Consider the following 14,983-nt stretch of genomic DNA (forward strand, 5'->3'; position numbering starts at 1 on the left):
TGTCAAACTGCCTTTTTATTTTTCTCCAAGCAAATAATTCATATACATAGCGCAATTTATGCTAATCTAGGACTTGTAGATATTAGGAGGAAAAGAATGGCATCACAATTTACTGATCAAGAGGAAATAAGATGTTCCTTTTGTGACAAAACACAAGATCAAGTTAAAAAGATGATTGCGGGTAACGGGGTTTATATTTGTAACGAATGTGTTGATCTGTCTAAAAGAATAATTGATGATGAACTAAAATCTGATTCTTTGAAAAAAGCACAAGATTTACCTAAACCAATGGAAATCAAAAAGCAGCTTGACCAATATGTTATTGGCCAAGAACGTGCCAAAAAGATTCTTTCAGTAGCCGTTTATAATCATTATAAACGGATTACTCAAATGGATGTTGACTCTGCAACAGAATTGCAAAAATCGAATATTGCTTTAATAGGACCAACTGGTTCTGGCAAAACTTATTTGGCACAAACTTTGGCACGAATTTTGGATGTGCCTTTTGCGATTGCTGATGCAACGACTTTAACAGAAGCCGGTTATGTCGGTGAAGATGTCGAAAATATTTTGCTTAAGCTTTTGCAAAATGCCGATTACGATATTGAACGTGCAGAACGTGGCATCGTTTATATCGATGAAATTGATAAGATTTCCAAAAAATCTGAGAATGTTTCAATTACAAGAGATGTTTCAGGTGAAGGCGTTCAACAGTCTTTACTGAAGATTTTGGAAGGAACTGTTGCTTCTGTTCCCCCTCAGGGCGGACGTAAACATCCCCAACAAGAGTTAATTCAAATAAATACTACTAATATTTTATTTATTGTTGGTGGAGCTTTTGACGGTATTGAGCAAATCGTTAAAAGTCGTCTAGGCAAAAAAATAATCGGTTTCAGTGCCGAAAAAGAACTTAATAAAGTGCAAGATGATTCTTGGATGAAACATTTGACAACCGGGGATCTCGTCAAATTTGGTCTGATTCCAGAGTTTATTGGACGTATTCCGATTATCGCAACACTTGATAAACTTGACAGAAACGATCTTGTAAGAATTTTAACCGAACCAAAGAATGCTTTGGTAAAACAATATAAAAAATTGCTATCACTTGATCAAGTTAACTTGGAGTTTACACCAAGTGCTTTGAACGCTATTGCAGATTTGGCAATTGAACGCAATATGGGTGCTCGTGGTTTAAGAACCATTATAGAAAATGCAATGATGGGTATTATGTATCAAACACCGAGTGAGCCTGATATTGAGAGTGTCAGAGTTACAAAAGAAGTGATAGAAAATAGTGCTGAACCGGTAGTAACTCGTCGCTCAAATGATGAACAAGACGACGGAGAAGAAATTAAGGCAGCCAATGATCATTAAAAATAGCTCGTATGCGATTAGTGCCGTGCGTGAAGACCAGTATCCAACAGATAATTTACCTGAAATCGCGCTTTCCGGTCGTTCAAATGTAGGTAAATCCAGCTTAATAAATACACTGCTGAGTCGCAAAAACTTAGCAAGAACATCAGCACAGCCTGGGAAAACTCAAACACTAAATTTTTATTTGGTAAACCAAGAGTTTTACTTAGTTGATGTACCCGGTTATGGTTATGCTAAAGTTTCGCAAAAAAAGCGACAGCAGTTTGGAACTATGATTCAGGATTACCTTGAAACACGAGCAAACTTGCAAGGGCTAATTATCTTAATGGACTCACGGCATGAACCTACCAAAAATGATGTGGCCATGTATAATTATGCACTTTATCTGAATTTACCTATTTTGATAATCTGTACCAAAATTGATAAGGTCAAGAAAAATCAGCAAAATCAAGTTATTAATACTTTAAAACAAAAGATAAACTTAAATTATGACAATGTAAGTGTAATTACTTTTAGTTCTGTTCAAAAGTTGCATGTAAAAGAAGTATGGCAATGGATAGAAGAAAATCTGTAAATTTGTAAGAAAAAATGGTTCTCGTTGTAGAACCATTTTTATTTATTATCTTTGACTTTCTGATTGTTTTTAGATATTTTTTTCTTTTTATCTTCAGGAACAGTAGCAAATTTATCAAATAATTTTTCTAATTCATCTTGTTTTTTAAAAGTTAAACCCATAATAATTTTCCTTTCTATTTTTATTATATTAAAAATAGCATTAACAAGCTAGAAAAACAGGTTTTAATTAACTTGAAATAATTAATTTTATGTAAAATAATTTACAATAAAATATTTTTATCCTTTACTTAATCTGAATCGTTAAGCAAAAGCAAATTTCAAATTACGAATTGTATGTTAAAATATGATAGCGAATTTGGGGGAGTGATTTTTTGGCAACTCAGTTAATTGAAAACAAATTAAAACTTTTGCCGACTAAACCAGGCTGTTACTTAATGAAAGATGTTAACGGTAAGGTAATATATGTCGGTAAGTCGAAAAATCTTAGAAGCCGTGTACGGTCATATTTTAAGAGTACCCAAGTTGGCAGAAGGGCAGAACTGGTCGAAAATATTCGCGATTATGATATTATCACCGTTTCAACCGATAAAGAAGCCTTTCTACTTGAAGTAACTTTAATTAAAAAATACCAACCGTATTATAATGTGCAGTTAAAGCAAGGTACTGGCTATCCCTATATTGAGATTACTAACGAGCGGGATCCCCAGACCAAATTAACTAGTATTATTAGAAAAGACGGAGGCTATTATTTCGGACCGTATCCAAATGTCTACGCTGCACAGGCAACTCTTAAGTTTATTCAAAAAGTTTTCCCTTTAAGGCGCTGTCATGGCAAACAGGGAAGACCTTGCCTGTACTATCATATGGGACAATGTTTAGGTGCTTGTTTTAAAACAGTACCAAAGTCTGTTTATGAGGCACAAATAAAAAAGATCAAAAGCTTTTTAAACGGTGATATTGGCTGGGTTAAAAAAGACCTTAACCAAAAAATGGCTGTTGCATCCAAAAATCTTGAATTTGAGCGTGCTGCCGAAATTCGTGATCAACTTAATTACATTGAAGAAACAGTTGAGAAGCAGAAAATTATTTCTCACGATAATACTCAACGTGATATTTTCAATTTCTACGTTGATAAATCATGGATAGCTATTCAAATTTTCTTTTTAAGGCAGGCAAAGCTGCTTAGAAGTGAAACCAGAATGTATCCTTTGACCGATACTAATGACCCCGAAGATACATTTTCCTCATTTATTGTTCAATTTTACGGGCAAAGAAACAGAATCGTACCTAAAGAAGTTTTAGTACCTGCTAAAATTGATAATGAAGCCCTAAGTGAAGTTTTGCATGTACCGGTCAGAACGCCTAAGAGAGGGCAAAAACGGTCTTTATTAAACATGGCTAAGGATAATGCCAAACTTAAATTAGATGAAAAGTTTCGTCTCTTAGAGCTGGGCAATAGGAAAACTAAAGGCGCACAAAAAGAGATTTTCGATTCTTTAGGACTGCCATATGGTCATGTGATTGAAAGCTTTGACCATTCGCATATTCAGGGAGCCGACCCCGTTTCTGCTCTAGTTGTCTTTAAAGACGGTGAACCTGATAAAAATTCCTATCGCAAATATAAACTAAAAGGTGAAGTAGAACACCAAAATGGTGGCGATGAAGTGCGCAACACTCGTGAAGTGGTGCGCAGAAGATACAGCAGACTACTTAAAGAACATAAACCCATGCCAGATTTGATTTTGATGGATGGTGGCCAAATCCAAGTAGATGCTTGTGAGGATATTTTACGCAATGAATTAAATCTTAATATTCCTGTTGCCGGTATGGTAAAGGATAACAAGCACAGGACTAATCATTTACTTTATGGCGATCCTATTAACGGCATACCATTAAAACTAATTCCTTTAGATCCTAAATCTCAAGGCTTTTATTTAATGACTAGAATTCAAGATGAAGTACATAGATTTGCAATCACTTTTCACCGAAGAACACATGCTAAAAATGCTTTGTCCAGTAAACTAGATGCGATCAAAGGAATAGGTCCAAAAAGTAGAAATAAGCTTTTAAGACAATTTGGCTCTCTAAAGAAGATTAAGGAAGCTTCTATTGACGAGTTACGTTCTGCTGGTTTAACTTTGCCTCAGGCGCAAACAGTTAAGTTAACCTTATAACAAGTGATATTAAACATAATAGTGTGGTATAGTAATGTAGTTAAGAAAGACGGAAGGAGATTCTATATGCCTACATTTGTCGATCAAACTAAGATTGAAGTCCAAGCTGGTAAAGGCGGAGATGGCATGGTCGCTTTCCGCCATGAAAAATATGTGCCGAATGGTGGCCCTGCCGGCGGCGATGGTGGCCGCGGCGGAAGCATTATTTTTGTTGCCGATAGTGGCCTTAGAACATTAATGGATTTTCGCTATCGCCGTAAGTTTAAAGCAGAAAATGGTGAAAATGGTCGTATTAAGTCCCAATATGGTCGCGGAGCTAAGGACTTATACTTAAAAGTGCCAATTGGAACGACTGTTTATGATTTCAACACTAATGAAGAAATTGGTGATTTAACTAAGAATAAACAAGAATTAGTTGTAGCCCGCGGTGGCCGTGGTGGTCGCGGCAACATTCACTTTGCAACGAGTGTCAATACTGCGCCCGAAATTGCAGAGAATGGGGAACCGGGAGAAGACCGTGTTTTACGCCTGGAATTGAAAGTTTTGGCTGATGTCGGACTGGTGGGCTTTCCCTCAGTTGGTAAGTCAACATTATTATCAGTCGTCACTAAGGCTAAGCCGAAGATTGCAGCGTATGCTTTTACCACCCTAACACCAAATTTGGGTATGGTAATTTTACCTGATGGCCGAGATTTTTCAATGGCTGATTTACCCGGCTTAATTGCAGGAGCTAGTCAGGGAGTCGGGCTCGGTTTACAGTTTTTGCGTCATATTGAGAGAACAAAAGTAATTTTGCACTTAGTAAGTATGGATCCTAACAATGGGCGAGATGCAATCAAAGACTACCAAACTGTTAGGCAAGAACTACTTGAATATGATCAAAGTCTTAAAAACAGGCGCGAAATTATTGTAGCTACTCAGATGGATCTTCCTGGTTCCGCTGAAAAGTTGCAGCAATTTAAACACGACTTAGAAGATCAACAAATTAAAAAACCTGTATATGCTGTTTCCAGTGTGACACATCAAGGCGTTGATCAGTTAATGCAGTATACAGCATCACTAATAGAGCAGGTAGAAAAAGAGCAGCAAAAGCAGGAACCACAATCTCAGCAAGTTGTAAAAGAATATAAGTATCAAACCCAGCAAAAGAACACTTTTACAGTCACAAAACTGGAAGATCATGTTTTTGAAATTAAAGGTGAGAGTTTGGAAAGACTAGTAGCTCGAACCAATCTCGATTACCAGGATGGTGTCATGAGATTAGCTAGAAAGCTTAAAAATCTAGGAGTAGATGATGCTCTGCGTGAAAAAGGAGCCGTTGACGGCGATGATGTAATCATTGGCTCATTCAATTTTGAATTTGTCCAATAAAATAGAAAAGTTTTGAAAAATATGGCAAAAAATCGATACATTACAGGATATTCTGGACTTAGGGCTTTAGCGGTAATCGGTGTGATACTTTATCACCTCGACCCTAATACTTTTGCAGGCGGCTATCTTGGTGTACCGATTTTTTTCGTACTATCAGGATATTTAGTTACCTGTCAGATGCTTAAGTCATATGAGGAAAGTGGCTTTTACGATACTAAAAAGTTTTACTTGAGCAGATTAAAAAAGATTTATCCGCCATTAATTGCGGTATTATGGCTATCTGCGGCATATATAATTCTGTTTCAACGCAATTTATTGGCCAAGTTAAGTCAAATAGTCGTGACTAATTTACTCAATGTTTATAATTTTTGGCAGATTTTAAACGGACAAAGTTATTTTGAACGTTTTGCAGCTAATGAATCACCTTTTGTTCATTTATGGACAATGTCCATTAACGGTCAGTTTTACATATTATGGCCGCTAGTTATTTTTTTATTAGTGAAGTACGGTAAAAAGAGAAAAAACATTTTTAAAATTATTTTGTTTTTCACTTTACTTTCTGCAGTTGAAATGACGGTATTGTACAACTCTGGCGCCGACATCAATCGCGTATATTATGGCACCGACACTAGATTTTTTTCTTTGGGCTTAGGGGCGGCTTTAGCAGTTATTTGGCCAATGGACAAGTTAAAAACTACTATAAAGCATAATGATTCAATTATTTTGGATATCATTGGTATGATTTGTCTCGTTGGTATAATCGCTTTGCTGTTTAATCCGTTAATGGCTGCTGAAAAGCCCTTTACATATTGCGGGGGAATGCTTTTGTTTACGCTGCTCGTAACTGTACTTGTCGGTATAATTGCTCATCCGGCAAGTCGCTGGAACAGGTGGTTGACTAATCCAATTTTTAACTGGATTGGATCTCGAAGCTATGAAATTTATCTTTACCAATTTCCCGTAATGATATTCTTTGAAGATAAAGTTTTTGACATGGCCGATCATGTGCAACTTTACCATCTAATTGAGCTTGTTCTAATCATTTTTTTAAGTGAAGCTGCGTACAGGCTGGTAGAAAAGCCTTGTGGAAAAATTTCAGGGCAAAAAGTTAAAAAATACTGGCAACAAATTTGGGATAAAAACACTAAAAATTATCTAATGAAGGCAAAAGCGGTACTGGCAGGTTTAATTTTTCTTACAGGGAGTACTGCAATTTTGATTTCACCAGCAGTTAAAGCGCAAAACTTTAATCAAAGTCAATTAGCGCGCAGAATTAGAGCTAATCGCAAACAACAAAAAAGAGATAATAATGAGTTAATAGCACAATATAAAAAAATTAGGCCTAAAGAGCAAAAAAAAGCTAAACTATTAAAAGAAGCTGAGCGAGCTGCAAAAAAGCATCCCGTTAATAAGTCTTTTACAAAATTTGGTATTTCACAAACGGAGTTACAGTTAGCACGAAAGGTAGAATTAACTGCAATTGGTGATTCTGTCATGGCGGGTTCGAGTGCAGACTTAAATCGTCTGCTGCCTAAAGCTGTGATTGATGCCGCAATTTCCCGGCAGCTGAATGTTTCCTTTGGCTTATTAAAACAATATCAAAATAAAAAAGTTTTAAGTAAAAATGTCTTAATCGGCTTAGGAACTAATGGCCCTTTCAAAATGTCCGATATAGATGATTTGATGAAACAATTGGGAAATAAACGACAAGTATTTTGGATTAATACCTATGTGCCGGCTAAACCCTGGCAAAATGAGGTTAACGGCTTATTAGCCAAAGCTGCCAAAAAATATCATAATTTTGTAGTAATTGATTGGCACGCTGATGCAGAAAAGCATCCTGACTGGTTTTATGAAGATAGAACACACCCTACGCCATTAGGATCGAAGCATTATAGCGTCTTAATTGTTAAAAAAATAGTTGAAAAAGCTAAGTATTAGATAGGAATAAGATGGAGTTACAATTTTTAGGAACTGGAGCAGGACAACCTTCAAAGAAACGTAATGTATCAAGTATTGCTTTGAAAATGCTTGATGAGATCAATGAAATTTGGTTATTTGATGTGGGAGAAGCAACACAACACCAAATTTTACGAACCAATATTAGGTTGCGTAAAGTCACCAAAATATTTATTTCCCACAATCATGGTGATCATATTTTTGGGCTACCGGGATTACTGGCAACGAGATCTTTTCAAGGTGACGTGGGACCAATTACCATTTATGGTCCTGCTGGCTTAGAACAATTTGTACGGACAGCTTTAAAAATTTCTCGTACAAAAATTAGTTATCCGATCAAATTTGTCGTTTTGGACGAAGGTGGGTTAATCTATCAAGGAAAAGGTTTTAGAGTTTATACAGAAAAATTAGCCCACCGAATACCTAGTTTTGGCTATCGTGTAGTTGAAGATGATAAACCGGGAGAACTTTTAATGGATAAATTAGCGCAATATAATGTACCTAATGGTCCGTTACTTGGTAAACTTAAAAATGGGGAAGAAATAACTCTAGAAAATGGTACTATATTAGATGGTAAGAACTTTTTGGGACCTGATAAAAAGGGCAGAATAGTTACTATTATCTATGATACGCGCTCAACTCCTGCAATAGCCCAGTTGGCACAAAATGCGGATGTTTTGGTACATGAATCAACTTTTGCGGGTAATGAAACTAATTTAGCTCATTCGTACTATCATTCTACAGCCGTTGAAGCAGCAAAGATTGCACGTGATAATAATGTTAAATATTTATATTTAAATCATATTTCTGCCAGGTATTTGGGTGCTAAGGCCAAAAAATTGGAAAATCAGGCACAAAAAGTTTTTTCAAACACTAAATTGGCTAACGATTTTGATCGGATTGTAATTCCTATGAAAGGGGAAAAAAATGAGTGATTCTCTTAGAAATAAAGTAGTGGTAATTACTGGCGCTTCCAGTGGAATAGGTCACTCTATTGCGCTCGAAAGTGCTGGTAGAGGCGCAACGGTTATTCTGATTGCCAGAAATAAAGCTAAACTGGAAAAAGTGGCTTCTGAAGCCCATGAATTGTCGGGAGCTGCTTCTTATACAATAGTAACGGATATGAGTCAAAGTGATCAAATTGATACTGCTTTTACTGAAATTATTAAATTAACTAAGCATATTGATTATTTAGTCAATTGTGCTGGCTTTGGCAAATTTGAAAACTTTGTGGAATCAGATCGTCGCGAAGTTACTGCGATGTTTCAAGTTAACGTTTTAGGATTAATGTATTTTAGTCGTTTAGTGGGCCGCCTAATGATGGAACAAAAAGCTGGTCAAATCATTAATATTGGTTCGATTGCCGGCAAAATTCCTACTGTGAAATCAGCAGCCTACAGCGCGTCAAAAGCGGCAGTTATTCAGTTCTCCAATGTATTGCGGTTGGAGCTAAAACCATTTGGTGTTAAGGTGATGACGGTTAATCCTGGTCCTGTTTACACGAATTTTTTCAATATTGCAGACACCAGCGGCCATTATGCCGACAACGTGCAAAAATTTATGCTGGATCCCGATGATGTTGCCTGGCAAGTAGTTCATTTCTTCGGCAGTAATAAACGGGAACTGAATTTACCTGTCAGTCTGGCTGTTTTGGCGAAATTATATAACTTGTTTCCCAAGATTGGTGACAAGCTGTCCCTTAAGTTTGCTTCCAGAAAGTAGTGCGGATTATGAAAAGTAAAACTAGTCAAATTAAACTTATTTTTACCTTAATTTTAACGTTATTGGCAGTGGTATTCGTTGTTTTGAATACTAATAATGTGGCTATTAATTTTGGCTTGTTCAAATTGAAATTACCTTTGATCATTATTTTAGTATTAATGATTATAATCGGAGTTTTGATTGGTTATTTTTGGGGCTCTTACGGTCATAATCAAGACAAGAATAACTAATATAGCTTGATTTATTTGGGATACAATAGTATCATTAACAAGCGTGAAGTATTTTGGGCGACTAAAAGCAGCCTAAAATCGTAATTCTACAAAAAAGGAGATCAGTTAAATGGCAGTTCCTAAAAGACATACTTCTAAGCAAAAGAAACGTTCACGTCGTGGTCATATTAAGCTAACTGTGCCAGCAATGCACTATGATGCAACTACTGGTGAATATCGCTTAAGCCACCGCGTTTCACCTAAAGGATATTACAAGGGTCGTCAAGTTGTTAGTCAAACTAACTCAAATGACAATCAATAATTAAGAGGCACCAAGAAGCGGTGTCTTTTTTTATGCAAAAAGATACTGATTTTTATTTGCTTAGTTTGATTAGAAAGATTAAAAAGACGAAATGAAATTAGTAATTTTACATTCTAGCGATATTCATGGTTTTATTATGCCTACTGACTATCAAAACCAGAATGATTATTCGGCTCCTTTCGGACTTAGCCGGCTAAAAAGCGCAATAGAAGAGCAAAAAAGAAAATATGGACCTGAAAACGTGATAGTTACGGATGCAGGTGACAGCCTGCAGGGTTCGCCTTTAGCAGCCTATGTTCACGAAAGCAAAAATAACTCTGCATTAAAAAAGTTTGCTGAGTGCTATAACCAAATTAACTATGATGCGCGCTGTTTGGGTAATCATGATTTTAATTTTGGCTTGGATTATTTAAAACAGTATCTCTCATATAGCAAAGCGCCCTTTGTAAACAGTAATATTTTAGCTGAAAAAACTGGTCGACCGGCTTTTGGTCAAGATTATATCATTATAAATAAAAATGGCATAAAGGTGGGAATTATCGGAATTGCTACGCAGAGAATACCTTTTTGGGAACCAGCAGAACATGTTGCAAACTTGGAATTTAGGTCTGCTTTTGCACAGGTTAAGCATTTAATACCTTTTTTAAGGCCAAAAGTTAATGTTTTAGCTGTCCTTTATCATGGCGGCTTCGAGGCTGATATTGAATCAGGAACTCATACCGAACCAGCTACAGGAGAAAATGAGGGCTATCGTCTTTTACAAGAAATTCCCGCCATAGATCTATTGTTAACTGGACATCAGCATCGCAAACTGAGTGCAGTAATAAATAAAACGGCGCTTGTCCAGCCGGGTTATCGTGGAGAAGCTCTGGGCAAGATAGTGCTGGAGATTGACAAGCAAAGTAAGAAGATTAAATCAATGTCAGCTGAATTAATTGATGTAAGTGCTTATAAGCCCGCTGCCGCAATTAATTCAGTCAGCTTAGCTTTAGACAAAAAGACGCAAAAATGGCTTGATCAGCCAATCGCTCATTTAGATAATCCTGCACCTGTAGCAAATGCTAATCAGGCAAGAATTGAGGGTTCACCTTTTATCAATTTGCTGCAAAATATGCAGCTTTATTTTACCCATGCTGATATTTCAGCAACTGCATTAATGAGCGAAACTACCAAGGGCTTTGGCAAAAATGTTTCAATGCGCGATATTTTGTTAAATTATCCTTTTGCTAATCAATTGTGTGTTGTTAAAGTAACCGGTAAAGAATTACGCCATATTGTTGAATACTCACTTAAATTTTTAACTAAAGACCAAAAAGGCAATGTTAGCTTTGCTCCTCAATATCGCAGTCAACTTTTTAATTTTGATTTGTTTTACCCGCTTGTTTATGAAGCTGATATCCAAAAACCAGAAGGTGAACGTTTGACAAAGTTGGAATTACACGGACAAGCAATTTTAGTCCCCAAGACATATCGCTTGGCTGTTAACAACTATCGTGCTATGGGTGGGGGTTTTTATCCTGAATACAGTATTAATAAGATTGAAAAAATTTGGGATAAAGATTATATAGAAATGTTTCAAGAATACTTAACTAAAGGTCAAATTAAAAGCGAAGTAACACATAACTATCATTTTAAGTAAGAAAAAAGTCATCAACGGTAAGCTGATGACTTTTGTTTACTTAAGTTTAGAATATTTGCTCTTGTCTTTATGAGAATGTGCTGTAATTGTAGGAATAATTGCTGCAAATAGCAAGCCGAAGATTAAACCTACAATAGCAGCCTCGCCAAAATTAAAAACATGTTGGGTTAACGGAGCGGCAATAAAGCCTACAATTAGCATGTAAACGACGCTCCAGCAAATAGTTACAATATATCGACCCATAGCGTTTCCTTCTTTCATACCCTTGAATTCTAACAAATATTATGCAGGTTTTCAATCCAAAAGATAGCTTTTTGGTATACTAAATTATATGGAGGGTGACCCGAAAAATGAAATATACTGCATTACAGAATCTTAGTTCTTTTACACTTTTAGAAAGTCCAGTAAAAATTTATGATTTGGTTACTACTGCCAAAAAATTAGGCTATGAAGCTGTTGGATTGACCGATGTCAATGTCACATACGGGTTAGTTAACTTTTTTGAAGTTGCTCAAAAAGTTGGTATTAAACCACTTTTAGGGATGCAATTAAGATTAAACGGCTTAATTGACAGTGCTCACCAATATGATCTGATAGCACTGGCAAAATCTGATGAGGGTTACCGTAATATTTTGCGTTTATCAAGTAGAATTAACCTTTTGACGGATAATGGCAATAAGCAAAAAATATTAACTTTAGCAGATTTGACTAAGGATTTGCATGAACTGATTTTGATAGAACCGGCAAATTCTCACAGTGAGTTGTTGAACTTGCAGGTACAAAATGACAAATTAGGGACAGATTTTTTACGTCAATTAATCAGTTTAGTACCTAAGTCAAGTTCTCTTTATATTGGTGTTTATGGCAATGAAAAGCAAAAAAAATACATTCAATATGTTAAAACTTTGTCAAAGCAATTTGAAGTACCATTAGTTAGCGTTGAAGATACTTGTTACTTAAAACCGCGTGACCAGTTTTTACGCAAAACTTTGCAGGCCATTAAAAAAGGAGAGGTGTTACAAGATACTGCCGAACTAGCAAAGCAGTCAGGTTCACATTATTTACCAGCCGTTCAGGAATTAAGTAAGCGCTACCATGAATTAGACTTGGATGAAGCATTAAGTAATACCGGAAAGATAGCATCCTTATGTAATGCTAAAGTTATTTTTCAAACGCCTGTCTTACCGAAATATAAGCAAAAAAAATTTACGAGCTCAAAGGATTACCTAAGGTATTTGGCCGAGAACGGCTTAAAGAGTCGTTTTAAGCAGCGCCAAGTTCCTGCAAGTTATCAAAAGCAGCTCAATTATGAGTTGCAGGTGATCGATCAAATGGGCTTTAACGATTATTTTTTGATTGTTTGGGACGTAGTAAACTATTGTCATCGAACTGATATTGTGATGGGTCCTGGCCGTGGATCGGCATGTGGATCTTTAGTTTCATATGCACTTAACATCACAGAGGTTGATCCACTTGAATATCATTTGCTTTTTGAGCGTTTTCTTAATCCAGCTCGCCACGAAATGCCTGATATTGATTTAGATATTCCTGACAATCGCCGTGACGATGTCATTAAGTACATGTTTACCAAATATGGTATGGATCACGCGGCACAAATTCTTACTTTTGGCACATTAGCCGCCAAACAGGTTTTGCGCGATACCGGACGGGTTTTTGGCCTGCAGGAAATGCAATTGAGTGAATGGTCAAAAAGCGTGCCTTTTGCAAAGGGTAAAATTAGTCTGGCTCAAGCCTATAAGGAATCTAAAAAAATGCAAATGCTGGTAAACGCTAGTGATACCAACAAACTGCTTTTTCAAACTGCCAGTGGCTTAGAAGGGCTACCGCGACACTACTCAATTCATGCTGCTGGTTTAGTTGTCAGTGATAATTCTATTGCAGCCATTTCTGGCTTACAGGCGGGTCAACTGGGGATACCGCTAACGCAGCAAACTAAAAAATACGTGGAAGCTCTGGGTTTGTTAAAGATCGACTTTTTAGGGTTAAGAAATTTGACTATCCTTGGAGATACAGCAAAAATGATTCGTGATCAAGGTAAAAAAATCGCTTTTAATCAGATTCCTTTGGACGATCCGCCAACTTTAAATATTTTTCAAAAAGGCGAAACAGAACTAGTTTTTCAATTTGAATCTGCTGGGATTCGTAATGTGCTTCGGGAACTGCACCCAGATAATTTTGAAGATCTGGTAGCAGTCAATGCACTTTATCGTCCAGGTCCAATGCAGAATATTAACACTTTTATTGCTCGCAAAAAGGGTAAACAAAAAGTCACATATCCTGATCCCAGTTTAAAGACAATCCTGGCTCCAACATATGGAATTTTAGTCTACCAGGAACAGGTTATGCAGACTGCTCAGGTTTTAGCAGGCTTTTCTTTAGGCGAAGCTGATATTTTACGCAGGGCAATGTCAAAGAAGGACCAAAAAGTTATTGAACAGGAAAAAGCTAAATTTATCTCTGGTGCTGTAAAAAAGGGTCATAGCACTCAAGTTGCCACTCGGGTATATGACTATATTGAACAATTTGCTAATTATGGCTTTAACCGCTCGCACGCTGTGGCATATACTATGATCGCTTTTTGGCTAGCTTATTTACAGGTTCATTATCCCGCTGAGTTTTATGCGGCTATGCTTAATTCCAATATCGGTAATCAAAATAAAACAAGTGAATATATAATGCGAGCACAAGAAGATGGCGTTAAAATTTTGCCACCTGATATTAATAAAAGCTCTTTATGGTATCAGGTAATTGATGGTCAGATTTTAGTTGGTCTCAGAGCGATTAAGGGTGTTAGAATTGATTTTCTTAAAGAGATAATCGCTAAGCGTCAGACAAAACCATTTACTTCTTTAGCAGGCTTTTTACGGCAAATTGATACTAAATTTATTAAAGCCAATAGTATTACAAATGTCATTGAAACTCTTATTAAAGCGGGCTGTTTTGATCGGATAAACAAAAATCGTAACGAATTATTGCAAAACTGCCCTGAAACTATTGAAAATGTGAAATTGACAGGAGAAAATTTAGCTTTATCGGAAGGGCTGGGAGGCATACCCGTCAAAGATGCCCCTGAACCAAGTAAACAGGAAAAAGCAGTCATGGAAGTAGAGTCCTTGGGCTTTTCCACGTTAACATCACCTTTAATAACGGTAGAAAAATACGCGCAAAAGTTTAATGCAAAAGCACTAAGTGAATTTCAAATTCATGAAAGTGGCATAGCCGTAGGAAAATTAATGTCATTAAAGTTAGTCAGAACTAAAAAGGGGCAAACCATGGCTTTTGGCAATTTTGCCGATACGACTAGTAAGCAGGATATTGTAATTTTTCCTGGTGTTTATGATAAAATTCAATCGAATTTAAAGGAGGGTAATATTTATTTATTAGGCATTAGAGTTCAGAACAATCGTTTCGATTCGAGTAAAAAACAATATATTTTAACAAATTTAAAGGTTGTTAATTTACAAGAGTAGGGTTTTTGGTTAAGCGTTAACAAATAAGTATTGTTACCGCTAACATCAAAAAAGACCGTCAAATCAAGAATTTTAATCCTTTTTTGTGAGATTTTTTCGTGAAAGAATGTTAAAATTTAGTGGATGTGAGAAATTACACAATAAAT

13 protein-coding genes are annotated in these 14,983 nt (G+C 36.3%); 11 read left to right on the top strand and 2 right to left on the bottom strand.

The window, feature by feature from the left end; translation table 11 throughout:
• Positions 1 to 96: 96 nt before the first annotated feature.
• Together clpX and yihA are read left to right on the top strand one after the other, a co-directional pair.
• The gene (clpX, locus tag GYV61_RS01025; protein WP_174794428.1) at positions 97 to 1,374 is read left to right on the top strand and encodes an ATP-dependent Clp protease ATP-binding subunit ClpX; all 1,278 of its coding nucleotides are present in this window, start codon (positions 97 to 99) and stop codon (positions 1,372 to 1,374) included.
• A complete protein-coding gene (yihA, locus tag GYV61_RS01030) occupies positions 1,364 to 1,948 on the top strand; it encodes a ribosome biogenesis GTP-binding protein YihA/YsxC (RefSeq protein ID WP_046324780.1) in 585 nt (194 codons plus the stop codon). The genes clpX and yihA overlap by 11 nt, the downstream gene beginning before the upstream one ends.
• 38 nt (positions 1,949 to 1,986) lie before the next feature.
• On the opposite strand, the gene GYV61_RS09800 is transcribed toward yihA, so the two are convergent.
• The gene (locus tag GYV61_RS09800) at positions 1,987 to 2,109 is read right to left on the bottom strand and encodes an SPJ_0845 family protein (protein WP_255409580.1); all 123 of its coding nucleotides are present in this window, start codon (positions 2,107 to 2,109) and stop codon (positions 1,987 to 1,989) included.
• Between the two features lie 212 nt (positions 2,110 to 2,321).
• Between GYV61_RS09800 and uvrC the strand changes: the two genes are divergently transcribed.
• The 8 genes from uvrC (at position 2,322) to GYV61_RS01070 (ending at position 11,346) form a co-directional block, all read left to right on the top strand.
• Positions 2,322 to 4,124 (top strand): excinuclease ABC subunit UvrC, encoded by a 1,803-nt coding sequence (gene uvrC, locus GYV61_RS01035; RefSeq protein WP_122037552.1) that lies wholly within the window; start codon positions 2,322 to 2,324, stop codon positions 4,122 to 4,124.
• Positions 4,125 to 4,190: 66 nt separating this feature from the next.
• Positions 4,191 to 5,495 (top strand): GTPase ObgE, encoded by a 1,305-nt coding sequence (gene obgE / locus GYV61_RS01040; protein ID WP_174794429.1) that lies wholly within the window; start codon positions 4,191 to 4,193, stop codon positions 5,493 to 5,495.
• A 21-nt stretch (positions 5,496 to 5,516) separates the two neighbouring features.
• Positions 5,517 to 7,436, top strand: a complete 1,920-nt coding sequence (locus GYV61_RS01045) for an acyltransferase family protein (protein WP_174794430.1) — start codon at positions 5,517 to 5,519, stop codon at positions 7,434 to 7,436.
• An 11-nt stretch (positions 7,437 to 7,447) separates the two neighbouring features.
• A complete protein-coding gene (rnz, locus tag GYV61_RS01050; protein ID WP_046324784.1) occupies positions 7,448 to 8,389 on the top strand; it encodes a ribonuclease Z in 942 nt (313 codons plus the stop codon).
• The gene (locus tag GYV61_RS01055) at positions 8,382 to 9,176 is read left to right on the top strand and encodes an SDR family NAD(P)-dependent oxidoreductase (RefSeq protein ID WP_174794431.1); all 795 of its coding nucleotides are present in this window, start codon (positions 8,382 to 8,384) and stop codon (positions 9,174 to 9,176) included. Before rnz ends, GYV61_RS01055 begins: the two co-directional genes overlap by 8 nt.
• A gap of 8 nt (positions 9,177 to 9,184) precedes the next feature.
• A complete protein-coding gene (locus GYV61_RS01060) occupies positions 9,185 to 9,406 on the top strand; it encodes a lipopolysaccharide assembly protein LapA domain-containing protein (protein ID WP_046324786.1) in 222 nt (73 codons plus the stop codon).
• Between the two features lie 109 nt (positions 9,407 to 9,515).
• The gene (gene rpmF / locus GYV61_RS01065; protein WP_034979275.1) at positions 9,516 to 9,707 is read left to right on the top strand and encodes a 50S ribosomal protein L32; all 192 of its coding nucleotides are present in this window, start codon (positions 9,516 to 9,518) and stop codon (positions 9,705 to 9,707) included.
• Positions 9,708 to 9,798: 91 nt separating this feature from the next.
• Positions 9,799 to 11,346 (top strand): bifunctional metallophosphatase/5'-nucleotidase, encoded by a 1,548-nt coding sequence (locus GYV61_RS01070; protein WP_174794432.1) that lies wholly within the window; start codon positions 9,799 to 9,801, stop codon positions 11,344 to 11,346.
• A gap of 36 nt (positions 11,347 to 11,382) precedes the next feature.
• On the opposite strand, the gene GYV61_RS01075 is transcribed toward GYV61_RS01070, so the two are convergent.
• Positions 11,383 to 11,589 carry a YjzD family protein gene (locus tag GYV61_RS01075; protein ID WP_046324788.1) on the bottom strand — a complete coding sequence of 69 codons (207 nt, stop codon included), beginning with the start codon at positions 11,587 to 11,589 and terminating at the stop codon, positions 11,383 to 11,385.
• A 107-nt stretch (positions 11,590 to 11,696) separates the two neighbouring features.
• On the opposite strand from GYV61_RS01075, the gene GYV61_RS01080 reads away from it, so the two are divergent.
• Entirely contained in the window at positions 11,697 to 14,837 is a 3,141-nt protein-coding gene (locus GYV61_RS01080) for a DNA polymerase III subunit alpha (RefSeq protein WP_174794433.1), read from the top strand.
• Positions 14,838 to 14,983: the final 146 nt, after the last annotated feature.

This window comes from Lactobacillus melliventris (assembly GCF_013346935.1).
Classification (GTDB): domain Bacteria; phylum Bacillota; class Bacilli; order Lactobacillales; family Lactobacillaceae; genus Lactobacillus.